The organism is Glycomyces sp. NPDC050141 (assembly GCF_055586545.1).
On the sequence record NZ_JBVJHZ010000041.1, the window covers coordinates 1 to 25,614 of the forward strand.

23 protein-coding genes, 1 tRNA gene and 1 riboswitch are annotated in these 25,614 nt (G+C 69.0%); of the genes, 11 read left to right on the forward strand and 13 right to left on the reverse strand.

Annotated elements, in window-relative coordinates:
• Positions 1 to 127: 127 nt before the first annotated feature.
• Positions 128 to 343 carry a GNAT family N-acetyltransferase gene (locus ACZ60M_RS20785; RefSeq protein WP_465420439.1) on the forward strand — a complete coding sequence of 72 codons (216 nt, stop codon included), beginning with the start codon at positions 128 to 130 and terminating at the stop codon, positions 341 to 343.
• Here ACZ60M_RS20785 and ACZ60M_RS20790 read toward each other — a convergent pair.
• Entirely contained in the window at positions 340 to 813 is a 474-nt protein-coding gene (locus ACZ60M_RS20790) for a hypothetical protein (protein WP_465420441.1), read from the reverse strand. The two genes, ACZ60M_RS20785 and ACZ60M_RS20790, sit on opposite strands and share 4 nt — an antisense overlap.
• Positions 810 to 1,262, reverse strand: a complete 453-nt coding sequence (locus ACZ60M_RS20795; protein WP_465420443.1) for a hypothetical protein — start codon at positions 1,260 to 1,262, stop codon at positions 810 to 812. Before ACZ60M_RS20795 ends, ACZ60M_RS20790 begins: the two co-directional genes overlap by 4 nt.
• A 94-nt stretch (positions 1,263 to 1,356) precedes the next feature.
• On the opposite strand from ACZ60M_RS20795, the gene ACZ60M_RS20800 reads away from it, so the two are divergent.
• Positions 1,357 to 3,081 (forward strand): SulP family inorganic anion transporter, encoded by a 1,725-nt coding sequence (locus ACZ60M_RS20800; protein ID WP_465420445.1) that lies wholly within the window; start codon positions 1,357 to 1,359, stop codon positions 3,079 to 3,081.
• On the opposite strand, the gene ACZ60M_RS20805 is transcribed toward ACZ60M_RS20800, so the two are convergent.
• Positions 3,028 to 4,566 carry a heparinase II/III domain-containing protein gene (locus tag ACZ60M_RS20805; protein WP_465420447.1) on the reverse strand — a complete coding sequence of 513 codons (1,539 nt, stop codon included), beginning with the start codon at positions 4,564 to 4,566 and terminating at the stop codon, positions 3,028 to 3,030. The genes ACZ60M_RS20800 and ACZ60M_RS20805 overlap by 54 nt on opposite strands.
• 96 nt (positions 4,567 to 4,662) lie before the next feature.
• Between ACZ60M_RS20805 and ACZ60M_RS20810 the strand changes: the two genes are divergently transcribed.
• From ACZ60M_RS20810 to ACZ60M_RS20820, 3 genes are all read left to right on the forward strand, one after another.
• On the forward strand, positions 4,663 to 5,325 hold the full coding sequence (locus ACZ60M_RS20810; RefSeq protein ID WP_465420448.1) for a MerR family transcriptional regulator: 663 nt from the start codon (positions 4,663 to 4,665) through the stop codon (positions 5,323 to 5,325).
• Positions 5,322 to 6,143 carry a spermidine synthase gene (locus ACZ60M_RS20815; protein WP_465420450.1) on the forward strand — a complete coding sequence of 274 codons (822 nt, stop codon included), beginning with the start codon at positions 5,322 to 5,324 and terminating at the stop codon, positions 6,141 to 6,143. The genes ACZ60M_RS20810 and ACZ60M_RS20815 overlap by 4 nt, the downstream gene beginning before the upstream one ends.
• A 337-nt stretch (positions 6,144 to 6,480) precedes the next feature.
• A riboswitch (cyclic di-AMP (ydaO/yuaA leader) is annotated at positions 6,481 to 6,647 on the forward strand.
• A gap of 7 nt (positions 6,648 to 6,654) precedes the next feature.
• The gene (locus ACZ60M_RS20820) at positions 6,655 to 7,632 is read left to right on the forward strand and encodes a C40 family peptidase (RefSeq protein WP_465420452.1); all 978 of its coding nucleotides are present in this window, start codon (positions 6,655 to 6,657) and stop codon (positions 7,630 to 7,632) included.
• A 65-nt stretch (positions 7,633 to 7,697) separates the two neighbouring features.
• Here the strand turns inward: ACZ60M_RS20820 and ACZ60M_RS20825 are convergent, their stop codons facing one another.
• A complete protein-coding gene (locus tag ACZ60M_RS20825; protein ID WP_205328644.1) occupies positions 7,698 to 8,654 on the reverse strand; it encodes a sigma-70 family RNA polymerase sigma factor in 957 nt (318 codons plus the stop codon).
• A 605-nt stretch (positions 8,655 to 9,259) separates the two neighbouring features.
• Here ACZ60M_RS20825 and orn point away from each other — a divergent pair.
• On the forward strand, positions 9,260 to 9,871 hold the full coding sequence (gene orn, locus ACZ60M_RS20830; protein WP_465420454.1) for an oligoribonuclease: 612 nt from the start codon (positions 9,260 to 9,262) through the stop codon (positions 9,869 to 9,871).
• Positions 9,872 to 9,967: 96 nt separating this feature from the next.
• Positions 9,968 to 10,043 (forward strand) — tRNA-His (locus ACZ60M_RS20835).
• A gap of 70 nt (positions 10,044 to 10,113) precedes the next feature.
• Here the strand turns inward: ACZ60M_RS20835 and ACZ60M_RS20840 are convergent.
• The 9 genes from ACZ60M_RS20840 to ACZ60M_RS20880 form a co-directional block, all read right to left on the reverse strand.
• Positions 10,114 to 10,602, reverse strand: coding sequence for a DUF1707 SHOCT-like domain-containing protein (locus ACZ60M_RS20840; protein WP_465420456.1), 489 nt, complete (start codon positions 10,600 to 10,602; stop codon positions 10,114 to 10,116).
• A gap of 34 nt (positions 10,603 to 10,636) precedes the next feature.
• The gene (locus ACZ60M_RS20845) at positions 10,637 to 11,209 is read right to left on the reverse strand and encodes a DUF1707 SHOCT-like domain-containing protein (protein ID WP_465420458.1); all 573 of its coding nucleotides are present in this window, start codon (positions 11,207 to 11,209) and stop codon (positions 10,637 to 10,639) included.
• Between the two features lie 24 nt (positions 11,210 to 11,233).
• On the reverse strand, positions 11,234 to 12,070 hold the full coding sequence (map, locus tag ACZ60M_RS20850; RefSeq protein ID WP_465420459.1) for a type I methionyl aminopeptidase: 837 nt from the start codon (positions 12,068 to 12,070) through the stop codon (positions 11,234 to 11,236).
• 5 nt (positions 12,071 to 12,075) lie between these two features.
• Positions 12,076 to 12,711, reverse strand: coding sequence for an adenylate kinase (locus tag ACZ60M_RS20855; protein WP_465420461.1), 636 nt, complete (start codon positions 12,709 to 12,711; stop codon positions 12,076 to 12,078).
• A gap of 41 nt (positions 12,712 to 12,752) precedes the next feature.
• Complete coding sequence (gene secY / locus ACZ60M_RS20860) at positions 12,753 to 14,090, reverse strand: preprotein translocase subunit SecY (protein ID WP_465420462.1); 1,338 nt, start codon at positions 14,088 to 14,090, stop codon at positions 12,753 to 12,755.
• 242 nt (positions 14,091 to 14,332) lie between these two features.
• Positions 14,333 to 14,806 carry a 50S ribosomal protein L15 gene (gene rplO, locus ACZ60M_RS20865; protein ID WP_465420464.1) on the reverse strand — a complete coding sequence of 158 codons (474 nt, stop codon included), beginning with the start codon at positions 14,804 to 14,806 and terminating at the stop codon, positions 14,333 to 14,335.
• Between the two features lie 2 nt (positions 14,807 to 14,808).
• Positions 14,809 to 14,991: a 50S ribosomal protein L30 gene (gene rpmD / locus ACZ60M_RS20870; protein WP_106361906.1), complete on the reverse strand. Its 183-nt coding sequence runs from the start codon at positions 14,989 to 14,991 to the stop codon at positions 14,809 to 14,811.
• Between the two features lie 11 nt (positions 14,992 to 15,002).
• A complete protein-coding gene (gene rpsE, locus ACZ60M_RS20875) occupies positions 15,003 to 15,644 on the reverse strand; it encodes a 30S ribosomal protein S5 (RefSeq protein ID WP_205328637.1) in 642 nt (213 codons plus the stop codon).
• A 260-nt stretch (positions 15,645 to 15,904) separates the two neighbouring features.
• The gene (locus ACZ60M_RS20880) at positions 15,905 to 17,362 is read right to left on the reverse strand and encodes an RICIN domain-containing protein (protein ID WP_465420467.1); all 1,458 of its coding nucleotides are present in this window, start codon (positions 17,360 to 17,362) and stop codon (positions 15,905 to 15,907) included.
• A 524-nt stretch (positions 17,363 to 17,886) separates the two neighbouring features.
• Here ACZ60M_RS20880 and ACZ60M_RS20885 point away from each other — a divergent pair.
• Genes ACZ60M_RS20885 through ACZ60M_RS20900 form a run of 4 tightly spaced genes read left to right on the forward strand, consistent with a single transcriptional unit; the run spans position 17,887 to position 25,609 of the window.
• The gene (locus tag ACZ60M_RS20885) at positions 17,887 to 18,387 is read left to right on the forward strand and encodes a GtrA family protein (protein ID WP_465420469.1); all 501 of its coding nucleotides are present in this window, start codon (positions 17,887 to 17,889) and stop codon (positions 18,385 to 18,387) included.
• Positions 18,323 to 20,656, forward strand: a complete 2,334-nt coding sequence (locus tag ACZ60M_RS20890; protein WP_465420470.1) for a glycosyltransferase — start codon at positions 18,323 to 18,325, stop codon at positions 20,654 to 20,656. The genes ACZ60M_RS20885 and ACZ60M_RS20890 overlap by 65 nt, the downstream gene beginning before the upstream one ends.
• Entirely contained in the window at positions 20,653 to 22,092 is a 1,440-nt protein-coding gene (locus ACZ60M_RS20895; protein WP_465420472.1) for a glycosyltransferase family 2 protein, read from the forward strand. The genes ACZ60M_RS20890 and ACZ60M_RS20895 overlap by 4 nt, the downstream gene beginning before the upstream one ends.
• Positions 22,082 to 25,609, forward strand: coding sequence for a PQQ-dependent sugar dehydrogenase (locus tag ACZ60M_RS20900; RefSeq protein WP_465420474.1), 3,528 nt, complete (start codon positions 22,082 to 22,084; stop codon positions 25,607 to 25,609). The genes ACZ60M_RS20895 and ACZ60M_RS20900 overlap by 11 nt, the downstream gene beginning before the upstream one ends.
• Positions 25,610 to 25,614 lie beyond the last annotated feature (5 nt).

Sequence of the window (25,614 nt, forward strand, 5' to 3'; positions counted from 1 at the left end):
GAGTGGCGACGAAGACCCGCGGATCGAAGGCAGGCTCTTCTGTTAGGGACCTGTCAGAGGACACCCCGAGCTCCCCCCCGCCCCCCCCCCCCCCCCCCGGGGCCGGGGTGCGATCGCGGGCGACCTCGTGATGATCGCCGCGATCGCGACGCTCCCGGCGTTCCGCCGCCAAGGGCTCGGCACCGAGATCCTGCACGCGCTCGAAGCGTGGGGGTACGCCAACGGAGCGCGGCGCGCCGCGCTCCAGGTCGAGACGGACAACGGGGCCGCGATCGCGATGTACACGCGGCTCGGCTACGCCGAGCGGTACCGGTACTGCTACCGCGGCCCGTCGAAAGGCTAGGCGGCCTTCGGGTTCGCCTTGTGCTCGAAGGCGATCCGGGTGGCCTTGAGCTCGCGGCCGTACACGTCGACGCCGAGGGCCATCACGATGAGGAACCCTACCCAGCCCGAGAGGGCCAGCAGCGCGAAGTAGATGAGGGTCTGCGAGAAGACCCCGTCCAGGGACGGGTAGTCGACCCGCGCGATGAGCGGGTTCACCAGGACCGTGAACAGCGTGACGACCACGAAGATCGACAAGAGCTCGCCGGTGATCTCCTGGCGGCGGCGGCGCACGCCCCACCAGATCCCGGCGGCGATCGCGACGGCGGCCATCGCGCCGAACGTGTAGACGCCGACGAGGTCGCCGATCGCGGTGCCCTCGCCCCACTGCTTGGAGGCGAGACGGCCCGCCAGGTTGGCGGCGATCAGGCCCAGCGCGAAGCCGTAGATCGAGGGCCAGTGCGGGATCAGGAGGCGGCTGAGGAGGGTCACGGTCGGGACTCCTTCGTAGCGGTAGGGGTGGGCTGGGCCGCGACCCGGGGGCCGTCGGCGGGGCGGGCCTCGTGGTGCGGTCTGGGACGAAAATACTGCCACAGCGCGAGGGCGATACCGGCGGTCCCCGCCAGGAGCAGCATGTAGCCGTTGAAGCCGCTGGTGATCACCAGCGAGCCCGCGCCGGTGGGCATCGTCGCGAAGACGATCACCGCGAACCAGGCGGCCGAGGTGAGCACGACGGACCAGCGCCCGCCGGTCCAGTACACGGCCAGCGCCGCGAGGCGCCAGTTCGCGACGAACGCGATCGCCCCGGCGATCGGGACCGCGATCCCGCCGATGTAGTACGGCACGAGGAAGGATTCGAGGACGGCCGCGAGCAGGGCCGCGGCGGTGACGACCACCGCGCCGCCAATGCGGATCGCCGTTTCCAGGCCTCGCTCATGCACGCAGGCGATCCTACGGCAGGACCGGCTCCTGTCCGCGACTCGCCCGGGTCGGCGGGAAATCCTTGCGGATCAACCATTCCGGGACAATCGGTTCATGACCACGATACGAGAGACAACTGACACGAAACGACGACGCTTCCGACAGCTGTTTCCCGAACGGTCCGACTACCTCCACCTCGGCCGCCACTGGCACACCGACCTCCTCGCGGGCGTCACCGTCGCGGTCGTCGCCCTGCCGCTGGCGCTCGGCTTCGGGATCGCCTCCGGGCTCGGCGCATTCGCCGGGCTCATCACCTCGATCATCGCCGGAGTGCTCGCCGCACTCCTCGGCGGCTCGAACCTGCAGGTCACGGGCCCGACCGGCACGATGGCGGTGGTGCTCGTGCCGCTCGCTGCCACGCACAGCCACGCGGGCGTCATGCTCGTGGGCATCATGGCCGGGCTCATGCTCGTCGTCCTCGCACTCACCGGCGCGGGCCGGTACGCGCGCTACGTGCCCGTGCCCGTCGTCGAGGGCTTCACGGCCGGGGTCGCGTTCGTGATCGCCGTCCAGCAGCTGCCGCCCGCGCTCGGGCTGCCCGCGCAGAACGCGCACCTCCTCAGCGGCGCATGGGCATCGCTGAGCGACTTCGCGGCCGATCCGAACTGGGCGCCGCCCGCCGTCGCGTTCGGCGTGGCCGCCGCGATCCTCCTCGGCTCGCGCCTGCACTCCCAGATCCCGACGCCGCTGCTCGCCGTCGTCGCCGCCACGGTCGCGGCCTGGTGGGCCGCCGCCGACGTGTCGGTCATCGGGGCGCTGCCGCGCACGATCCCGGCCCCGGAGGCGGGCTTCCTGGACTTCGCGGAGATGCCCGAGCTGGTGGCGGCGGCCGTCGCGATCTGCGCCCTGTGCGCGCTCGAATCGCTCCTGTCGGCCACTGTCGCGGACAACATCACGGTCGACCAGCACCACAACCCGGACCGGGAGCTGTTCGGGCAGGGCGTGGCGAACCTCGTGACCCCGTTCTTCGGGGGCATGCCGTCGTCGGGCGCGCTGGCGCGCACGGCGGTGAACGTGCGGTCGGGCGCGGCCGGTCGGCTGGCGTCGCTCACGCACGCGGTCGTGCTGGCGCTCATGATGCTCGCGCTCGCGCCGCTGGTCGCGCACGTGCCGCTCGCGGCGCTCGCGGGCGTGCTCATCGCGACGTCGATCCGGATGATCGAGGTCGGTTCGATGCTGGCGCTGGCGCGGTCGACGCGCGCGGACGCGGCCGTCATGTGGCTGACGCTCGCGGCCACGGTGCTGTTCAACCTGGTGTGGGCGGTGGCCGTGGGGATCGCGCTCGCGGGCCTGTTGGCGCTGGGGCGGATCTCGCGGTCGGTGTCGGTGGAGGAGGAGCCGATCGAGCCCGCCGACCACCACGACGAGGAGGCGGCGCTGCTGCACGAGCACATCGTGGCGTACCGGCTCGAAGGGCCGCTGTTCTTCGCGGCCGCGCACCGGTTCCTGCTGCAGCTCTTGGACGTCGCGGACGTGCGGGTCGTGGTGCTGAGGATGAGCCGGGTGTCCACGATGGACGCGTCAGGGGCCACGGTGCTCGCCGACGCGATCAAGCGCCTGGAGCACCGCGGCATCGCGGTCTACCTCTCCGGCCTCGAACCGGTGCACGCCAAACCGCTTGCGGCCCTGGGCATCCTGGAGCCGCTGTGGCAGCAGGGCCGCCTGTTCGAGCACACGAGCGAGGCCATCGCGGCCGCCCGCCAGCGCCTCAAGGCCGACGGGCTCCTAGAGCAGCTCGAAGCGGAGGCCGCCGCTGAAGTCGAAGCGGAGCGCCCATAGGCGTTCGGGCTGCCCGAGGTGGGTGGTGGTCTCGACGTCCTCGACACGGGCCGTGTCGGGGTCGATGCCGTGCAGGACGAGGGTGCCGCGCTCGCCGGTCCAGGTGGCGCGGTCGCCCTCGATCTCGGGGCGGAGGCGGCTGATGAAGGACTCGGTGAGCTCGGGTCCGGCGTCGAAGAGTTCGAGCCCGGCGTCGGTCCAGGTGAACTTGCGCAGGAGCGCGCCGTCCCCGTACGCGTCGATGTAGGCGTCGACGCCGTCGTCGGTGTAGACGAGCTCGGCGCGGGAGTCCTCGCCGGGGGCCTGGGAGGCGCCTTCGACGGTGGGGACGGAGTGCCAGGTGGCGGAGGGGTGGACCTGCTCGTATCGGTCGTCGCCGAAGTAGGCGGCGGTGTACTCGCCGGCGCCGGGGTCGCACAGCAGCTGCTCGCCGTCGGCGGCGATGATGAACGACCCGAGGTCGAGGTGGTTGTGCGGCTCCTCGTTGTACCCGCCCTTGACCGCGAGCGCCCACATGCGGCGGCCGAGGAGGCGGCGCTCGACGTACCAGCCGACGTCGGCCAGGAGGGTGCGGCCGGGCTTGATCTCGCCGCCGAGCTCGCGTCCCCATTCGAGGGTGCGGGTGAGGTGGGCCCAGCGGGCGCAGTAGTCGTCGGCGAACGTGGGCGTGTGCTCGATCGCGGGGAGCGGGACGCCGAGCCGGTCGGCGAGGCGGGCGAGGAGCCCGGGCGGCAGGGAGGGGTTGTGGTGGGCGTCGCCGAAGGTCGCGAAGGAGCGCGGGTACAGCTGCACGTGGGCGGGGAACGACGCGATGGCCTCGGTCCCGGCGAGGAGGTCTTCGCCGGTGGCGTCGCGCCAGGCCTCGGCGAAGTAGGTGAAGTACCCGAAGCCGTAGACCCAGTAATCGATCCCTTCGACGCAGCCGCCGTCGGGGCCGAAGGAGAACAGGTAGGCCTGGAGGGCGGGCAGGACGCGGCCGCGGATCACGTCGGTGTCGTAGCCGAGGGCGAGCGCGGCCATCCCGGCGGCGCCGGCGCACACGGCCGTCCAGTTGGAGAACCGCTCCTCCCACCAGAACGGCTCCTCGGAGTTGAAGAACGGGTCGAGGACGCGGGTGCGGATCTCGGCTTCGACGCGTTCGCGGTCCTTGACGTCGTCCCGCAGGCGCAGGATCTCGGCGAGGGCCTGCGCGGTCTCGCACGCGAAGAGGTCGACGCAGGCGCGCGGGTCGCCGTCGTCCCAGTGGGCGGGGAGCGCCCAGGAGCGCTCGTCGCAGATGTCGGCGACGAGGGTGGAGAGGACGGCGCCGTCGCCGACGAGGGCGAGCGCGGCGAGGTGCCTCCGCCTGGCGAAGTACTGGTTCTCGAAGGGCAGGCGGCGGCCGGTCTCGGCGTAGTCGTCGGCGAGGGCCGGGTCGAAGTCGGGCACGGGAAGCGCGGCGATCGCTCGAAGCTCTTCGAGGAGTTCAGTACGAAGGTCAGTCATCGACCGTCGCCTTTCCAGGTGGGGTGGATCGAAGGCGGGGGTTCCTGCCCGGCTCAACGGTAACGCGGGCGCGCTTTCCGTCATAGACTCCCTCGTATGCGCATTGGGGAGCTGTCGGAGCGGACGGGCGTTCCGGCCGCCACCATCAAGTACTACCTGCGGGAGCACCTGCTCCAGCCCGGGGAGCACGGCGAGGGCAACACCGTCGAGTACGGCCAGGCCCACGTGCACCGGCTGACGCTCATCCGGGCCCTCTCCGAGACCGCCGGACTGTCAGTCGCGCAGATCGGCGAGGTCCTGACCGTGCTTGGGCGCCACCCGGAGTCGGCGTTCCAGGCGCTCGGCGCGACCCTCGCGGCCACGCACCGGGACCCGAAGTTCTCGCTCGCGAGCGAGGGCACCCACGATGCAGCCGAGCGCACCGTGGACCAGCTGCTGAACGAGTACGGCTGGGCCGAGGTGGCGCCGCCGAACTACCGGGACGCGCTGGTCACCGCCCTCTCCGCGTTCTACCGCTTGGGGAACCCGGACCCGCAGGAGGTGCTGGGCCACTACGCGGACGCGGCGGCGGCGCTGGCCTCGGCGGACATGGAGGCGATCGCGGAGGCCACGAAGATCGAGGGCGTGAACGTGGAGCAGGCGGTCGTGGCCACGGTGCTCGGCGAGACGATGTTCGCGGCACTGCGGCGCATCGCGCACGTCGCGGCCTCGGCCAGGACCCAGGCCGGGCAGGGCCCTTCGGGCACAATGGGTCCGTGAACCCGTCCGAGAAGCCCGCCCTCCGCATCGACCGCGACCCCTCACGCCGGAACCTGCTGCACCTCGTCGCCGACGAGGTCGTGCAGGCCACGGTCGACCTCGACGACCCGTCCTATCTGGATGCGGAGTACATGCAGCGGATCGCCTACCTCATCGACGCGATGGAGGAGCCGAAGCGGCCGCTGCGGGCCCTGCACCTGGGCGCGGGCGGGCTCGCGATGGCCCGGTACGTGGCGGCCACCAGGCCCGGCTCGTACCAGCAGGCGGTCGAGACGAACGAGGAGCTCGTGGCGCTCGTGCGGGCCGAGGCGCCGCTGCCGCGCGGCGTGAAGGTGAAGATCCGGCACACCGACGCGCGCGAGGCCGTCGAGTCCGCGCCGGACGCGAGCTACGACCTGATCGTCACCGACGTGTACGCGGGTGCGCGGGTGCCCGCGCACGTCACGAGCACCGAGTTCCTGCAGCAGGCGCGCCGGGTGCTGCGCGCGGGCGGGCACTACGCGGTGAACCTGTGCGACGGCGGCAAGATGCAGTTCCTCAAGCCCGCGCTCGCGGCGATGGGCGCGGTGTGGGAGCACACGGCGGTCATGGCCGAGCCCGCGGTGCTGCGCGGGCGGCGGTTCGGGAACGTGGTCGCGGTGGCCGCCGACGTCGAGCTGCCGGTCGCCGCGCTGCGGCGCCGCTGCGCGGGCGCGGCCTTCCCGTGCCGGGTCCTGGAGGGCACGGAGCTGAAGGAGTACATCGGCGGCGCGCCCCCGGCGACGGACGCGACCGCGATCCAGTCCCCGCCGCCCCCGCGCTCCCTCCGCAGCTTCTGACCGCGCAGCCGCCGCGACCGCGCCCCGGTTCACTGTCGTACCCCGCGGGCATCATCGAAACCGGGGGCGGTTGCGAACCCGAGCTCTCCGCGCCTCCACCCGGCCCATCGCCACGTAGCCCGTTCGGGCAATAAACCCGCTGGATAGTGGCCCTGTCTCCCGGCGCGTCCTCACTGTCCGTTACTGGAGAGCGGCGCGACTCACAGAGGACTTGGCGATTCGGGTCACTGTGCGTTAGCGTCGGCGGCTGTTCCGTTCGGGTCTTCAGGGCTCCCCCAGAGACCCACCCGTCCGGACCTGCCGAGCCGCGCTCGCATGCCGCCCGTTCCTCCCGGTTCCGGGCGATACACCGATGCGCGGGCCGGGGACCCAGCCGTGCCGCACCCCCCAGTCTCCACCCGCGGCACACGGGGTGAATCCCGCTGCAGCGCAGCCGCAGCGGGTAGGGCGCGCTTCCCTGCCCGAACCCGACAGCTAACCCGGTAGGCGGCCGAGGAAGAAAGGCCACCTAGTGGCTCACGCCTGCTCTGAAACCGCATATCGTTCGCGAACCAGCGCCATCATCCGCCGCGTCGCCGTCTACACCGGCGTCACCGTCGCCACTGTCGGGCTCGTGACCGCGTTCGCCGGCACGAACGCCGACGCCGCCGACATCGACTACAGCTCGGCCTCCGCCGCCGAGATCGAGGACTACCTCACCGACCTCGAGACCCAGCGCGACGCCTCCGCCGCCGACCTCACGGACCTCCAGGCCCGCCTGGACGCGGCCCAGGCCGTCATCGACGCCGCCGCCGCCGAGTACGGCACCTCCGACGCGCAGCTCACCGTCGTCACCGCCGCGGTCGAATCCGCCGAGGACGACCTCGACGCGAAGGTCGCCACCCTCGTGGCCTACGCGCAGGAGCAGTCCGACAAGTACGAGGAGGCGCAGGACGCCTCCGAGACCGCCGAAGCGCTCACCGCCGACATCACGGCCGTGCAGAGCGAGATCGCGGACCTCGACAAGCAGATCGACGAGGCCGAGCAGGCCCACGACGAGGCCGAGGACGCCGAAGCCGCCGCTGCCGCCGAGGCCGAGGCCTCCGCTTCCAGCGAGTCCTCCTCTTCCTCCGACTCCGGCTCGACCGCGGCCTACAGCGCCGACGCCGCCACCGCCGCCGTCCAGTTCGCGAAGGACCAGCTCGGCGAGTCCTACGTGTTCGGCGCCGCGGGCCCCGACACCTGGGACTGCTCCGGCCTCATCTCCGGTGCGTACGGCGTCTCCGGCATCTCCCTGACCCACTCCACGTGGACCATGTGGGACGAGACCAGCGCGATCGACGAGAGCGACCTGCAGCCTGGCGACCTGATCTTCTACAACGGCCAGAACCACGTCGCCATGTACATCGGCGACGGCGAGGTCATCCACGCCCCCAAGCCCGGCGACGTCGTGAAGATCACGAAGCTGGAGTACATGGGCATGTCCGTCGACGGCTACCGCCGCGTCTGACGCACCGAGCACGACGAAAGGGCCGGGGCTTTCGCCCCGGCCCTTTCGCTATGCGGTCCTAGTGCTTACGCCGCTTCAGCCATGACCTGGTCGTTGGCCAGCTCCTTGAGGCGGGCCAGCGCCTGGATCTCGAGCTGGCGGATGCGCTCGCGCGACAGGTGGAACCGGTGCGCGACCTCCGTGAGCGAGTGCTCGCGGCCGTCCTCGAGCCCGTAGCGGGCCTTGACGATCCCGGCCGAACGCTCGTCGAGGTGGTTGAGCATCATCTCGATCCGCTGGCGCTCCATCCCGGCGAGGACGACGTCCTCGGGGCTGGGCTCGTCGGAGTCGGCGACGAGGTCGCCGAGGTTGGTGTCGCCGTCGTCGCCGATCGGCGTGTCGAGCGAGACGGTGTCCTGGCTCCAGCGGATGAGCTCGTTGACCCGCTCGACCGTGACGCCGAGTGCCTTGGCGACCTGGTCGGGTTCGGGGTCGCCGCCGAGCTCGCGGGTGAGCTGGCGGGTGACGTTGCGCATCCGGTTGACGTCCTCGACCAGGTGCACCGGCAGGCGCACGGTGCGCTCCTGCTGGGCGATCGCCCGGCTGATGGCCTGGCGGATCCACCACGTGGCGTAGGTCGAGAACTTGAAGCCGCGCTGGTAGTCGAATTTCTCGACGGCGCGGACCAGGCCCGTGTTGCCCTCCTGGATCAGGTCGAGCATCGGCATCCCGGAGCGGACGTAGCGGCGGGCGATCGAGACGACCAGCCGCAGGTTCGCCTTGATGAACTGCTCTTTCGCCTTCGCACCGTCTTCGACCAGGCGCTTCAGGTCCTTCTCGGTGGCGTCGCCGAAGGTCTCCCCCTCGCCGAGCAGGTGCTTCGCGAACAGGCCGGCCTCGACAGCCTTGGCCAAGTCGACCTCGGCGGCGGCGTCAAGCAGCGGCGTCTTCGAGATCTCATGCAGGTAGACACCCACAAGGTCCCGTTCCTCAGCGACCTCTTCGGTGGTGAGGGTGGGTGTTGTCGTTTGCTCCACGCTCAAGGTCTCCTCCAGCTTCCTCGTCCCCCGACACCGCGTGAACGGTGTACCAGTTACAACGACCGCTTCGTTGCGTGGAATTCCGTGCCCCGGTGTTCGATGCGCCACGGTTACGGAATCGATGCGATTCGGTGGCCCTAGGGCCTTCGCACCGTTTCGCGTACCCGATTTCTTCGGCTAAGCTCGGTTCACGGCTTCCGTCTCTGAGACGGGGGCGTGTCGGCCCCATGATGCCTCTGAGACGGAGATCACCTCACCTCGTCAGAGGTTCGATGACGCGAGCCCTGGTCACGGTATCGTCTCCGGTCTGCTTCATCGCAAACCTTCAATCTCTAGGGGTACACGCGCCTTACCTTGAAAAAGTTGAGAGATCATCTTATTGCGGCCCTAATCACTGCGATCCGGGCCGCAAAGGCGGCGACGCTCTGATACCCGCACCATAGCGGACGGTAGCGGTGACAAGCAACACCTTTCCCAGGCGTTGATGTCCGATTCCGAACACCCCTCGTTCTTCTCAAGTCTGCGCCCTCCTCACGTCCCCGGGGGCCGCTTCCGGCAGCGTGCCTCGTAGATCACCTTCCGTGCCGCTTGCGCGTAGAGTTGGCGCGGTGACTGAAGAACGCCTAGTGTGGGTCGACTGCGAAATGACCGGCCTCGACCCGGAGACCGAAGCCCTCATCGAGATCGCCGTACTCGTCACCGAGCCCGACCTCACCCCGTTGGACGAGGGCGTCGACATCGTGATCGCCTGCGACGGCGAGACCCTCGACAACATGGGCGCGTTCGTCGCCGACATGCACGCCAAGTCGGGGCTCACGGACGAGGTGCGGGCGTCGCCGGTCTCCTTGCAGCAGGCCGAGGACGCGGTCCTGGAGTACATCAAGCAGCACGTGCCCGAAGCGCGCACGGCCCCGTTGTGCGGCAACTCGATCGCCACGGACCGCACCTTCATCACCAAGTACATGCCGCGCCTGGACGACCACCTGCACTACCGGATGATCGACGTCTCCTCCATCAAGGAGCTCGCCCGGCGCTGGTACCCGCGCGTCTACTACAACCAGCCGCCCAAGGGCCTCGCCCACCGCGCGCTCGCCGACATCAAGGAGAGCGTGCAGGAGCTGGAGTACTACCGCCGCACGCTGTTCGTGGAGCTGCCCGGGCCGACCAGCGACGAGGCCAAGGCCGCCGCCGCGAGCGTCGCCGAAGCGGCCACGGGCTGATCTGAGACGCCCGACACCGAACCCCGTTGACAGGAACGCCGGAAGCTTGGCTATGATTGTCGCCGGTCCCAGGTTTCACCTGCGAGACCGAGCTTGGTGGTCGTAGTTCAGTTGGTAGAACGCCTCGTTGTGGTCGAGGAGGTCGCGGGTTCGAGCCCCGTCGATCACCCCAAATGCAGAAGCCTCGCGGCACAGCCGCGAGGCTTCTTGCTTTTGCAGGCCCAGTGCGTATCCGGGGACCGCTAGTCGATCCGCTTGCGGCGCATACGGTCGCGGCGCTTGCGCTCCTCCCCCGGGCGGATGATGGTCTTCTCGGCGACGGTGAGGACGCCGGCCACCACGCTGAGCGGGATGATCACCCACAGCGGCCAGAAGTACTGGTGGCTGCCGGTCAGGAAGAACACGAACCCCCACACGCCGGTCACAATGCCGATCGGGATGGACGCGCCCGCCCACAGCCACTTGACCCATTCGGGGGTCGGCAGCCTGTCGGGCGTGAACGCGTCCTCCTGGGCCTTCAGGACCCGCTGGTAGGCCGGGAGGTCGGCGAGGACCACCTCGGTCTCCCCGACGGTCTTGGCCGCCATGAGGACGTCCACGCGCTTCTCGTACTCGTCGAGGTCGATGTAGCCCTGGTCCACAGCGGAGCGCAGGATCTCGGTCAGGGACGCCCGCTCGGCGTTGCCGACCCGCATCTCGCGGTCGCCGCCGAATCGTTCGAGGGAGGACATTCGTTGGGCTCCTAGGGGATGCGGGGCTGCGGGATCAGTGGAGGCCGTGGCCGCGCCGGTCGCGCCGGTCGCGGTCGCGGTCGTTGCGGTAGTCCCGGTCGCGATCCCTGTCGCGGTCGCGGTCAGGATCGTGGTCGCGGTCCCTGTCGCGGTGTTCATCGTCTTCGTCGCCCCAGCCGATGTTCACCAGCTGCATCACCGTCGCGATGCCGAGGCCGAGGATCGGCCAGATCGGCCAGAAGTAGCCCCACTCGCCCGAGGCGACCGAGGAAGCGGCCCACACGCCCGTGGTGATGGCGCCGACGGTGACGAGGCCGCGCAGCGCCGGGAGCCGCCGCAGGCGCTTCCCGAGGCCGCCGGAGCGGGCCGGTTCGGGGGCCTGGGCCGAATCGGCCGGGACGACCTCGCCGACCTTGGGGCGGCCGCCGGGGAGGTCGTCGAAGATGAGGTCGAGCTCGGCGTTGGTCTTGGCCTCGTAGGCGGTCTTGGCGCGCTCGTCGAACTCTGAAAGGTCGATGCGGCCTTCGTCGAGGGCGGCCTGCAGCTGCGCGATCGCCTTGTCGCGGTCGGCGTTGGAGATGCGCAGCTTGCCGTGGTCTTCGGTCACGATGCCAATTATGGCATCGGGGTCCTATTCGGCGCGAGCCGCGCTCGCGACAGCGTCGCCCAGCTGTTCGACACCGCCGTCAGGGGCCGTGAGGACCCAGACGCCGTCCTCGCACAGCGCGATGGTGTGCTCGACGTGGGCCGCGATGGAGCGGTCGTCCGTGACGATCGTCCAGCCGTCGTCCAGCTCGGCGGTCTCCTCCGAGCCGAGCGTGAGCATCGGCTCGATCGCCAAGGCCATGCCCGGGCGCAGCTTCGGGCCCTCGCTGGGGCGGCCGTAGTTGAGGATGTGCGGGTCCTGGTGCATCTCGGTGCCGATGCCGTGCCCGCCGAAGCCCGTCACGATCCCGTACTCGCCCGAGGCGTCCACGGACTGCTCGATGGCATGGGAGATCCCGCCGAGGCGCTTCGCGGTGCCCGCGGCCTTGATACCGGCCCACATGGCGGCCTCGGTGGCCTCGCGCAGGGCCGTCAGCTCCGGGGCGACCTCGCCTATCTCAATCGTGATCGCCGCGTCCCCGTGCCAGCCGTCGACGATCGCGCCGACGTCGACCGACAGGAGGTCCCCTTCCTTGAGGACCGCGTCCGCAGAGGGGATCGCGTGGACGACCTGCTCGTTCACCGACGAGCAGATCGAGCCCGGGTAGGGGCCGTTGCCGATGTCGTAGCCCTTGAAGGACGGCACCGCGCCGCAGTCGCGGATGACGTGCTCCGCGATGCGGTCGAGTTCCGCCGTCGTCACGCCCGGACCGGCCGACTCGCGCATGGCCTGGTGTACCTCGGCCACGACGAGACCGGCCTTCCGCATCTTGCGGATCTGCTCGGGCGTCTTGTACTGGATCTGCTGGCGACGGCGGAACATGAAAACTATTCCGCGGCGCCGAGGGCGTTCAGGGCGCGCTCGGTGACCTCGGAAACCTCGCCGATGGCGTCGATCCGCACGAGCTTGCCCTGCTCCTCGTAGTAGCCCACGAGCGGAGCGGTCTGCTCGGCGTAGACCTTGAGGCGGTTCTTGATCGTCTCGGGCTGGTCGTCCGTGCGCTGGAACAGGTCCTCGGAGTCCGGGTCCGCGGGCGGGTCGAACTCGAGGTGGTAGACCTTGCCGGTCGACTTCGAGACGCGGCGCCCGGACAGGCGGCGCACGACCTCGTCGTCGCTGGCGACCAGTTCGAGCGCCAGGTCCAGGACCGTACCGGCCGCTTCGAGGATCTGGTCGAGGACCTTGGCCTGCTCGGTGTTGCGGGGGTAGCCGTCGAGCAGGAAGCCGCCCTTGGCGTCGTCCTGGGCCAGACGGTCGGCCACCATGTCGTTGGTGACCTCGTCGGGCACGAGGTTCCCGGCGTCCATGTACTCCTTGGCCTTGAGGCCCAGCGGCGTGCCGCCGGAGACGTTCGCGCGGAAGATGTCCCCCGTGGAGATCTTGGGGACGCCGAGCCGCTCGGCGATGATCTCCGCCTGGGTGCCCTTGCCGGCCCCGGGCGGGCCTACGAGTACCAGTCGCACAGTTGTTCCTCCCGTATCAAGCCTATGAAGATGTTCCTGCGTCAGCGGAGGAAGCCTTCGTAGTGGCGCTGCATCAGCTGGGACTCGATCTGCTTGACCGACTCCAGGCCGACGCCCACCATGATCAGCACCGAGGTGCCGCCGAACGCGAACTGAGCGAACAGCTGCTGGTTACCGAACGCGATGATGGCCAGATTGGGAAGGATAGCGATCGCGGCCAGGTAGAGCGAGCCCGGGAAGGTCAGGCGTGACAGGACTCGCTGCAAATAGGTCGCGGTGGGCTTGCCGGGGCGCACGCCGGGGATGAACCCGCCGGCCTTCTTCATGTTCTCGGCGACGTCGTCGACCTTGAAGGTGATCGAGACGTAGAAGTAGGTGAAGAAGATGATGAGGAACGCGTACAGCGTGATGTACACCCACGAGCCCTGGTTCAGCAGGTAGCGGTCGATGAAGCCGACCCACTCGGAGTCGCTGTTCTGGTTGAGCTGGCGGAACAGCGTCGGGATGTACAGCAGCGACGAGCCGAAGATGACGGGCACGACGCCGGCCTGGTTCACCTTGAGCGGGATGTAGGTCGAGGTGCCGCCGTACATGCGGCGTCCGACCATCTTCTTGGCGTACTGCACCGGGATGCGGCGCTGCGACTGCTCGATGAAGATGACCGCCACCATGATGGCGACGCACAGGCCGATGATCACGGCGAACATGAACCAGCCCTCGGACTTCTGGAGCGACCAGAACTGGCCCGGCATCTGCGCCGCGATGGACGCGAAGATCAGGAGGCTCATGCCGTTGCCGACGCCGCGCTCGGTGATCTGCTCGCCGAACCACATGATGATCGCGGTGCCCGCGACCATGACGGCCACGACCACGATGATCGTCATCCAGAAGGGAATGTTCGCGTCGGTGGTGGAGAGGTCCGGGAGGATCGGCTGCGGGCACTCGGCCTGGAACAGGATGCCCGAGCGCGCCAGCGCGATGTAGCCGGAGGCCTGGAGCAGGGCGAGGCCCAGCGTCAGGTACCGCGTGTACTGGGTGATCTTGACCTGGCCCGGCTGGCCCTCCTTGCGGAGCTGCTCGAGCCTGGGGATCACGACGGTCAACAGCTGCATGATGATCGACGCGGTGATGTACGGCATGACGCCGAGCGCGAAGACCGAGAGCTGGAGGAGCGCGCCGCCGGTGAAGAGGTTCAGGAGCCCGAAGACGCCGGCCTCATCCGTCGGCTGCATGTTGAGGCAGGTCTGCACTGCCGCGTAGTCCACGCCGGGACTCGGCATCTGCGCACCAAGACGATACAGTCCGATGATCATCAAGGTGAACAGGATCTTCTTGCGCAGATCGGGAGTCCGAAACGCGCTGATGAAGGCGGAGAGCAATGCGGTTCCTCCTGAACAAGACCCCCTGGCGGGGCCCATGGTGCTGCGGGGCAACACCTTTCGATACCAGTGGGCGTGTGTAGTTCGTAGCGGGAGCGTCACTCGCCCGAGGAAGACGGTGGTGCTCGCCATGGGAGCCTAGCAGGCGCATTCGGACGCAGAGTATTCGGCATTCATCACGACGAAACGGGCCGGAGTTTCCTCCGACCCGTTCCGTATTGCTCTTGTTCTATCCCAGCACCTTAGGCGCTGAGGGCCTCGCCGGTCTTCTTGTCCACGACGGTGGCCGTGCCACCGACCGCGGTGATCTTGGTGAAGGCGGAGGCCGAGAAGGCGTGGGCCTTCACGTCCAGCTTGACGCCTTCGAGCTCACCGGAGCCGAGGACCTTGATGAGCTCCTTCTTGTTGAGGACGCCCACCTCGATCAGCTGCTCGGGGCCGACCTGGCCGCCTTCGGGGAAGAGCTCCGCGAGGCGGTCGAGGTTGACGACCGTGTAGACGAGCTTGTTGTGCGGCTTGAAGCCCTTGAGCTTCGGCAGACGGATCTGGAGCGGCTGCTGGCCGCCCTCGAACCCGGCCGGCACGGTCTTGCGGGCCTTGGTGCCCTTGGTGCCGCGGCCGGCGGTCTTGCCCTTCGAGCCTTCACCGCGACCCACACGGGTCTTGGCCTTCTTGGCGCCGGGGGCGGGCTGCAGGTCATGAATGCGGATAGCCATGACTACTCGACCTCCTCGACGTCGACCAGGTGACGGACACGGTGGACCATGCCGCGGTACTGCGGAAGGTCCTCTTTGTAGACGGTCTGGCCGATCTTGCGCAGGCCGAGCGTCTGGATGGTCGCACGGGCCTTCGGCTTCTCACCGATGACCGACTTGTGCTGGGTGATCTTCAAACGTGCCATGTCGAGTACCCCTAAGCCTTCGCGGCCGCGGCGGCCTCGGCGCGGGCGCGCAGCAGGCCCTGAGGAGCGATGTCCTCGAGCGCCATGCCACGGCGGGCCGCGACGGCCTCCGGGGATTCGAGACCCTTGAGCGCGGCAACCGTCGCGTGGACGATGTTGATCGCGTTCGAGGAGCCCAGGGACTTCGACAGGACGTCGTGGACGCCGGCGCATTCGAGCACGGCGCGCACGGGACCGCCCGCGATGACACCGGTACCCGCGGAGGCGGGCTTCAGGAGCACGCGGCCGGCCGCGTCCTCACCGAAGACCTCGTGCGGGATGGTGCCGCCGATGCGGGGGACCTTGAAGAAGTTCTTCTTCGCCTCTTCAACGCCCTTGGCGATGGCGGCGGGAACTTCCTTGGCCTTGCCGTAACCGACACCCACGTTGCCGTCGCCGTCGCCGACCACCACGAGGGCGGTGAAGGCGAAGCGGCGGCCGCCCTTGACGACCTTGGCGACGCGGTTGATGGTGACTACGCGCTCGACGTGCGGGGACTTCTCGGCACGGTCGCGACCGCGACCGCCCTCGCGTCCACCGCGCCCGCCGCGACCGCCGCGGCGGTCGCCGCCGCCGTCCCGGCCGCCGGCGGCAGCTTGCTGTTGATCAGCCACGAGACTGATTCCTTTCGTTCGCTCAACGCCAGCTCCGACTGCGTCGGAGCCTGACTCGCATACTGTGCCCTTTTCGGGCCTTCGGCCCGGGGCGTCCGGATTCGAGACCCGGAGAGTGCCGCGCCGAAGCGCAACCTCTCGATTATGCCTGGTCAGGGGTTGTTCGGCGAACGGCGGGGTCGGGCTGAGGCCGGGGACACAGCAGGACCGCCGCCAGCGCTGCGAAGCCCACTGGCGGCGGTCCTTGTATATAGAGGGGGTTAGAGCGCGGTCACGTCCCACTGCTGGCTGGTGGCCCCGGTGCAGGTGGCCTGGACGATCGCGGCGTTGTTGGCGGTGGAGGCGGCCTGGAGGCACAGCCCGGAGTGCTGGGCGACGATGGCGTAGTTGCCGTTGGCGGACGCGCGGAGGGAGAAGCGCTGGTTGCCTCCGGCCCAGCAGCCCCACTGGCCGACGGGGGCGCCGCTGGCGGTGGACTGGTCGAGGACGTCCCAGCACTTGCCGGTGGCGGTGTTGGCGATGGAGCCGACCTTGGAGCCGGGGTAGACCGGGTCGAAGGTGAAGGCCTGGGGCGCGCCGTTCCAGCAGTCGTACTGGATGAGCGTGGTGCCGTTGGTGCTGGAGCCGCCGGGGACGTCGATGCAGCGGCCGGAGGCGGCGTTCACGAACTTGGTCGAGTACGGGCTGCCGTCCTCGGTGCCGACGACGCCTTGGATGGTGCCCTCGGCGGCGTCGATGTTCAGCGTGGAGTACCAGGTCAGCGTCATCGACGTATTACTCGGGAACGCGATCGGGAGCCACACGTACTCGCTGTCCATGGGCTTGCCGCCCCATTGGGGTCCCCAGCGGTCGCCCATGTAGAGGTAGCTGGTGCCTGCGGTGCCCTGCACGGTGGTGACGAAGGTGGGCTGGGAGCCGTAGGTGGTGGAGTTCCCGGCGTTGGTCCAGCTGGACCAGGCGCCTTCGGGGAAGTTGGTGGTGGTGGCGTACTGGGTCTGGTTGGCGTTCCAGCCGGTCGCGCCGGAGGTGACGAGGAAGTAGACCCCGTTGCGCTGGAACACGGCCGGGGCCTCGCGGTGGTAGCCGTCGAAGACGTAGACGAGCTCGTCGATGGCGAGGTAGTCGGGGGTGAGGCGGTAGACGTTGAGGTCGTAGTTGACGTCGGCGGCGGAGATGAGGTAGCCGGTGCCGTCGGTGTCGACGAAGAGGGTCATGTCGCGGGAGTCGTATCCGGCGGGGCGGAAGGAGCCCTGGTAGGTGTAGTCGCCGTCGACGGTGTCGGAGACGGCCACGGCCACTTCGGCGTCGCCGTAGTCGACGCCGTTCTCCTTGTGGGCCCAGAGGACGTACTTGTCCGTGGCGGCGTTGTAGACGACCTTGGGCCGTTCGATGTTGGCCGGGGAGAGGGCGGGGTCGGACTCGGCGCTGAGGATGTCGTTCTCGAACGTCCAGTTCACGAGGTCGGTCGAGGAGTACATGCTCACCTGGTCGAACAGGTACTCGTTGCGCTGTTCGCCGACGAGGTAGTAGGTGTTGCCGACCTTCAGCATGCCGCCGCCGTGGGCGTGCATGAGGTTGCCGGAGGTGTCGGTGATGGTCTGGCCGTTGTCGAACGCCACGGGGGCGGCCGTGGCGGGGGCCGGTGCGGCGAGACCGAGGGCCGTGGTCACGAGGGCCGTCGCGGCGGCGAGGGCGCCCAGCCGCTTGCTTGCTGACATCGTCGTCTCCTTCACGAGCGCCCCCGGGACGCGGGGGCGTGATCGAATCATTTCGATATTTGCACAGATTCAGCCCCTTGTAAAGACCCTTCGTATAACCGGTATAAGAACAAAGACTTTCACCTTTCCGGAGGACTCGATAAAGTTACTCCGGGGTCATCCCCCGAACGGGTAAGTCTTTGTGTCGGCAACTCGACTGTCGCTGGACCAATTGTCATCGCGACTTGTCCGATTCAATCGGAAACGCACGGCGTGCGGTGAATTCCTTATCGCACAAATAGGACATTTGCCTGCTGGTGATCACTGAATGTAACAGGGACTTAAGACGACGGGGCCCCATCACCTGCCGATACTCCGCTAGCGTGGTCACTACAACCCGTTCAGTGACAGCTGGATCCGTGGGCGTCGGCGCCCCTGCGGCCCCTTCTTACGGCAATCCGAAACCCATATCCCACACGCATTTTATTCCTCCATTAGGGATGAATAGATGCGTTTATCCGTCGTGCCCTTTGGAGGCTTATTCAATGCGTCGGCTCCGGCCGCACATCCAGCGGCTCGCCCGATTCTCCGTCGTAGGCGCCACCTGCTTCGCGATACAGGCGGGCGTCCTCCTCGCCCTCAGCGGGGCGGGGGTGCCGGACACGGCCGCCAACGCGGCCGGGTTCCTCGCCTCGGCGCAGGTCAACTTCCTGCTGAGCTCCGCGTTCACCTGGGCCGACCGCCGCCTCCCTAGAACCGGGGCACGGCAGTGGGCGACGCGATGGGCCTCGTTCCAGGTCACCGTCGCCATCGCCTTGGCCTGCAACACGGGCGTGTTCGCACTCGCCTCGCCCTACCTGCCGCCCGTGGCGGCCTCGGCCGTCGCCGTATGCGCCGGCGCCCTCCTCACCTACTTCGCCAGCGACCACCTCGTCTTCCGCCGCCGCAAGGCGCCCCAGACCGACCACTTTGGAGATTCACATGACGATCATCGCCGACCAGCCGCAGCATTCCCCGGTCCGAACGGCCGCGCCGCCGCCGACTGACGGAGTGGCGGTGGTGATGCCCGCCTACCGCGAGGAGGCGAACGTCGCCGCGACGGTTGCCGACTTCCTGTCCACCCTTGTCCGCGAAGGCATCCCGCACGCGGTCGTCGTCGTCGACGACGGCAGCGACGACCGCACCGGCGCGATCATCGACCGGCTCGCCGCCGCCCACCCCGGCCGCGTCATCGCCGTCCACCACGCACAGAACCAGGGCTACGGCGCGGCCGTCCGCACCGGCCTGGAGACCGCGCTGCGCCGCACCGGGTTCCGCGAGATCCTGCTGACCGACGCCGACTGCCAGTTCCACGCCGACGACCTGGTCCGCCTGCGCGAGTTCAAGAAAGAGGAACGCGCCGACGCCGTGATCGGCTACCGCCGCCGCCGCGCCGACCCGTGGCGGCGCCGCCTCAATGCCAAGGTGTGGACGCTGCTGTGCAAGACGCTGCTGCGCGTCCCTGGCCGCGACGTCGACTGCGCCTACAAGCTCATCGACCGCTCGCTCCTGCAGGACCTGCGCCTCAGCGGCGAGGCCGCCGCGATCTCGCCGGAGCTCTTGTGCCGCATCAGCGGCGACGGCGCCCGTATCGTCGAGCACCCCGTCGAGCACTACCCGAGGGAGCACGGCGAGCAGACCGGCGCGCGCCTCTCCGTCGTCCTCAAATCCCTCATCAGCCTCGCGGTCGTCTACGGCCACATGGTCAGAGACGCCCGCCGCCTCGGCTGGATCAGGCGCGCCGCCGCCCCCAAGGACCCCGGCGCGGCCCTCGTCGCCCTCGCCGCCTGCCTCATCGCCGTCGGCGCTTACCTCTACTTCGCCGACCACGGATACCTCTTGGCGTACAAGGACGCCAACTCGCACCTGCTCATCGCCCGGCGCGTCGTCGACAGCCCCACGGCCGGACTCGCCCAGCTCGGCGGCGTCTGGCTCCCGCTCCCCCACCTCCTCGCTGCGCCACTGGCGATCTGGGAAGGGCTGTACCTCAACGGGTTCGCCGGAGCGGCAGTCTCCATGGCGTCCTATGTGGTTGCCGTGCGGTTCCTGTTCACCCACGCCCGCTCCCTCTCCGGCCACTGGGCCGGAGGCCTGACCGCCGCCGGGCTGTTCGCGCTCAACCCGAACGTGCTGTACCTCCAGGCCACCGCGATGACCGAGCTGCTGCTCTTCGCGTGCGCCATCGTCGCCCTCCACTACCTGCACGAATGGTGCACTGAAGGACGCCTGCGCGACCTGTCCCTCGCCTCCGGCGCGGTCCTCGCCGCGACCCTCACCCGCTACGAGGGCTGGATTCTCTGCGCCGTCACCGGCGCGCTCGTCGCGTACACGGCGCTGCGCCGCCACCGCCGCTACTCGCACACCGAAGGCTCGGTCGTCGTGTTCGGCTTCGTCGCGGGCGCGGGCGTCCTGGGCTGGATGGCCTGGAACCTCGCGATCTTCGGCGACCCGATGAACTGGAAGTCCGGCGAGTACGCCGACGCCTCCCTGTGGGTCTCCGAGGGCGAGAAGAACGTCGGCTCCCTGCCGACCGCCGCCGAGACGTACGGCCTCGCCTCGCTCCACAACCTCGGGATCGCCACGGCCGCACTCGGCATCGCCGGACTCGTGCTCTACGCGGTCCAGAAGCGGCTCCGCTCGAAGCAGCTCGTGCCGTACGCGATGCTCGTGTTCGCGCCGTTCTTCGTGTGGGCCCTGTACACCGGCGAGCGGCCCCTCCACGTCAAGGAGGTCATGGGCGCGCTCTACAACGTGCGGTTCGGGCTCATCATGCTCATCCCCGCCGCCGTCTTCGCCGGATACCTCATCGGGACGCTCGCCCGCCGCCTGCCGGGGCGGCGCCTCGCCGCCGGGACGCTCGCTGCCGCAGCGGTCGCCGGCGCGACGGTCGCGGTCGACGGGGCCGTCACGCTCGACGAGGCCGTCGAGTACCGCGCGAGCGGCTGGGAGGTCGACAACGCCGCCGTCTCCGAGTGGCTGCGCGAGCACCACGACGGCGGGACCACGCTCATGATGTCCTTCGAGAACGAGTCCGTCACGTTCGAATCCCAGGTCCCGACCGGCTCCCTCGTCTACGAAGGCTCCTACCGGATCTGGGAGCAGGCCCTCGCCGACCCGCACGACGCCGGGATCGAGTGGATCTACATGCGGGCCACGCCCGGCAGCGAAGACGACGTCTGGGAAGCCCTGTGGGGCACCGAAGTCCTCGACGACCACTACGAACTGGTCTACGACGAAGGCGACCGCCTCGTCTACCGCGCCGGAGGCACCGAGTGAACCCCGACGCCCCGCCCACCGGGCTCAGCGCCCAGCGGCTCCTCTCCACCGGCCAGCTCGTCCTCGGCCTCTCGGTGACCGGCTTCATCGCCGCCGCGATCGCCCTCGACCTGCTCACCGGGTTCGGGCCCAGCCCGCTCCAGTGGGCGCAGGGCGGCATGTTCGCCCTCATCGTGCTCTATCTCGCCGTCATCGGCTTCAAGCTCGCGATGGTCCTCGGCTCCGGCCGGTCCACCGCGATGCGCTTCGAACCCGGTGCGCTGCAGACGTTCCCGGACGCCGAGCTGCCCCGGTACACGGTCCTCGTGCCGCTGTACCGCGAGGCGGCGGTGGTCCCGGGACTGGTCCGGCGTCTGAGCGCCCTCGACTACCCCGAGGACAAACTCGAGATCCTCCTCCTCGTCGAAGCCGACGACGGCGAGACACGCACCGCCCTCGCGGCCCAGGGCCTCGGGCCCGCATTCAAGACCGTCGTCGTCCCCGACACGATGCCGAAGACGAAACCCAAGGCCTGCAACGTGGGCCTGGCCCGCGCCACCGGCGAACTCTGCGTCATCTTCGACGCCGAGGACCGGCCCGACCCCGATCAGCTCCGCAAGGCCGCGCTGGCGTTCCGGGTACTCCCGGACCGGGTCGTGTGCGTGCAGGCCGAACTCCAGTACTGGAACCCCTGGACGAACTGGCTCACGCGGTGCTTCTCGGCCGAGTACGCCACGAACTTCAGCCTCACCCTGCACGGCATGGACCGCCACCGCCTCGCGATCCCCTTGGGCGGCACCTCGAACCACTTCCGCATCGACGCCCTCCGCGACCTCGGCGGGTGGGACCCGTACAACGTCACCGAAGACGCCGACCTCGGCATCCGCATTGCCCGGCGCGGCTGGGACGTGCGCATGTTCGTCTCCGTCACCGAGGAGGAGGCCAACTCGCGCCTGGGCAACTGGATCCGCCAGCGCAGCCGTTGGATCAAGGGGTATCTGCAGACCTGGCTGGTGCATTCGCGCGAGCCGCTGAAGCTGTGGCGGGAGCTCGGGACCCGCAAGACCCTGGCGATCCACCTGACCCTCGGCTTCTCCACGGTGACGACCCTCATCAACCCGCTGATGTGGGCGTTGACCTTGTCGTACTTCGTATTCGGGCCGCAGTGGATGGAGCCGCTGTTCCCGCCTGTCGTCCTCTATGGAGGCATGTTCGCGATGATCGCGGGCAACGCCCTCATGTGCTACGCGCTGATGCTCGGCTGCCTCAAGCGGGGGCTGTACGCGGCGGTGCGGGCGATGCTCACGGTGCCCCTGTACTGGGGCTTGATGAGCGTGGCGGCGTACAAGGCGCTCGGGCAGCTGCTGCGGCCCAGCAAGCGGCACTTCTGGGAGCTGACGGAACACGGACTGGACACATCGGACGAGATCGAGGAGGAGGTCGTTCGTGCTCGGTGAACGCTTGGGCCGCTTGGCGGCCGGAGCGCTGGTGGGAGCCGCGCTACTGGTGGCGCCGGGAGCGCAGGCCGCGCCCCCGGCGGAGTTTGAAAGGCTGCTCGTGGTGGGCGGGCTGGAGGAGCCGACGTCGTTCCGGTTCACACCGGACGGCGACGTCCTCATCGCGGAGAAGAACGGAGCGATCCAGCTCCTCCATGACGGAGTACTGCACGAGCACCCGCTGATCGAGCTGGCCACGGCCGGCTCCGACGAGCGCGGACTGCTCGGCCTGGAGATCGACCCGGACTTCGCGTCCAACGGGTACGTGTACGTCGGCTACACGGCCGCCGACAACCTGGACCGCTTGAGCCGCTTCACGATGACCGGCCACGCGATCGACCCCGGCTCGGAGCTGGTGCTCATCCAGTCGCAGCAGGACGCGAACGTCTTCCACCACTCCGGGAGCGTCAAGTTCGGGCCCGACGGGAAGCTCTACTGGACCCTCGGCATGAACACCAACAACCAGAACCCGCCCAACCTCGGGAACGTCCACGGCAAGATGCACCGCATCAACGCTGACGGCTCGATCCCGCCCGACAATCCGTTCGTGGACACGCCCGGGGCCGAGCCCTCGGTGTGGGCCTACGGACTGCGGAACTCCTTCCGCTGGGACTTCATCCCCAGTGGACCCAACGCGGGGAGCATCCTCGCCGGAGACGTCGGCGGCTCGGAGTGGGAGGAGCTGAACCTCATCGAGCGCGGCGCGAACTACGGCTGGCCGCACGTCGAAGGCGTGTGCGCGGACTGCCCGTACGCGCAGCCGGTGTACGCGTACCCGCACACGGCCCCGCCCGCCTCGGCCGGGTCGATCTCCTCGGTCGAGGTGTACGAGGGCGGGCTGCTCGGCGCGGAGTACGAGAACGCGGTGTTCTTCGCGGACTACACGCTCGGGTTCGTGAAGTACCTGGTGATGGACGAGGCGTTCGAGACCGTGGTGTCGGAGCACGAGTTCGACGCTGACGCCGGGACGCCCGTCGAGCTCCAGACCGGCCCTGACGGGGCGCTGTACCAGCTGAACATCTACCCGGGCGAGCTGTACCGGATCGCGCCTTCGGGCGGGAACCGGACACCGGTCGCGGCGGCTTCCGCGACCCCGGACAACGGTTACGCGCCCTTGGAAGTCGAGTTCTCCTCGGAGGGCTCGGCGGACGCGGACGGCGACGCCCTGACCTACTCCTGGGATTTCGGCGACGGCACCGCATCAGTTGAGGCCAACCCAGTGCACACCTACACCGAAGACGGCGTCTACCAGGCGGTGCTGACGGTCTCGGACGGCGAGAAATCAGCCGAGTCAACCGTGGAAATCCAGGTAGGCAACACCAGACCTGAGGCAGAAATCCTCACACCCGGAGCGGGCCTGACCTACGACGGCGGGGACACCGTCTCCTTCACGGGCTCCGCGACCGACCCCGAGGACGGCGCGCTCGCTGCCGATTCGCTGTCTTGGACCGTCCAGTTCCACCACGCCGACCACGTGCACCCGTTCTACGGACCGGCCGAAGGCGCTTCGGGCCAGATCCAGATCCCGCGCGCGCCGCACGGCGGCGACAACACGTTCTACCGGATCACCTTGACCGCCACCGACTCCGGCGGCCTGACCGATACGACCTACGTCGACGTGCATCCCAACACCGTCGAAGTCGCGATCGCGACCGACCCGCCGGGCCTGGAGTTCACGCTCGACGGGCGGCCGCTCCAGACGGCGACGAAGCGGATGGTCGTGGGCACCGAGTACGTGCTCGGCGCGGAGTCGCCGCAGTACGCGGACGGTTCGCGGTTCCAGTTCGCGGGCTGGTCCACCGGTGCCGAACAGCAGCACACGTTCACCGTCCCGGATGAGGACACCGCAGTGACCGCCCAGTTCGAGGAGCTGCCCTACCCGCCCGCGCCTTGGGAATCCACGGACATCGGCGAGCGGACCCAACTGGGCCTCAGCAGCTTCGACGACGGCGAGTTCACGGTGACCGGCGCTGGCTGGGACATCTGGGGCGAGACCGACGAGTTCCATTTCGTCCACCGCCCACTCGCCGGAGACGGCTCGATCACCGCCCGCCTTACCTCCCAGGAGAGTACGAATCCTTGGGCGAAGGCCGGAGTGATGATCAAGGAGTCGACCGCCGAAGACTCGACGTACGCGGCAATCGCCGTCACGCCCGAGCACGGGGCGCACTTCCAGGCCGACTTCGGCACTGACGGCGGCGGCTTCGAGTACACCGAGGGCGCTGCATGGCTGCGCCTCACCCGAGAGGGTGACGAGTTCACTGCCGAACTCTCGGCGGACGGCATCGAGTGGACCGAGATCGGCTCAGCAGTGGTCCCGATGTCGGCCAGCGCCGAGGTGGGCCTCTTCGCGACCGCCCACGACAACACCCAGTTCTCCACGGCGGTCTTCGATTCCGTTGAAGTCGCGGCGGCCGACCCGGGGTTGACGTGCGCGGATGTCGGCGACCCGGCGCTGGCCGGCTCGGCAGAGTTCAGCCAGGACGGCACCCTTTCAATGACTGGCGCCGGTGACGACATCTGGGGCGAAGCCGACCAGTTCCACTACTGCCACAAGCCCCTTGCGGGCGACGGCGAGATCGTCGCCCGAGTCGCCTCGCTGGAGGACACGAACGACTGGGCCAAGGCCGGAGTCATGATCAAGACCGCGCCGGAGGAGGGCGCGGACTATGTCGCGGCCATGGCGACTGCGGCGGAAGGCGTGCACTTCCAGACCGGCTTCGACACCGACGTGGACGGCCCGGCGACCGCTGCCCCTGTGTGGCTGCGGCTGGTCCGGGAAGGCGCAACAGTCACGGCCTACCACTCGGTCGACGGCCAGGCCTGGGAGCCGTTCGCCAGCGCGAGTCTCGAAGGCGCGGCGACAGTCGGCCTGTTCGTGACCTCCCACGACGGCAGCGAGCTGAGCACGGCCGTGTTCGACTCGATCGTGTTGAAGGACAGCGCACCCGAGATCCCCGAGCCCTGGTCCTGCGCCGATGTCGGCAGTCCCCAGAAGCCCGGTGATGCTATCGCCGACGGCGGCACCTGGACGATCGTAGGAGCCGGTGACGACATCTGGGGCGACGCCGACCAGTTCCACTTCTGCCACCAGTCCCTCGCAGCCGACGGCTCGATCACGGCCCGCGTGGTCTCGCAGGAGAACACGAACGACTGGGCCAAGGCCGGGGTGATGCTCAAGGCGGGCACGGCAGCCGGGGCCGAGTACGCGGCGCTCATGGTGACGCCCGCGAACGGCGTCCACCTCCAGACCGGTTTCGACACCGACGTAGATGGTCCTGACACGGACGCCCCCATGTGGCTGCGCCTGACTCGCGCTGGCGACACCGTCACCGCCGCCTGGTCCACCGACGGAGAAACCTGGACCGACTTCGGAACAGCGACCCTAGCGGGCCCGGTAGAGATCGGCCTGTTCACAACCTCCCACGACGGCTCCAACCCAGGCACAGCAGTGTTCGACTCAGTCGCCGTGTCATAACCCAA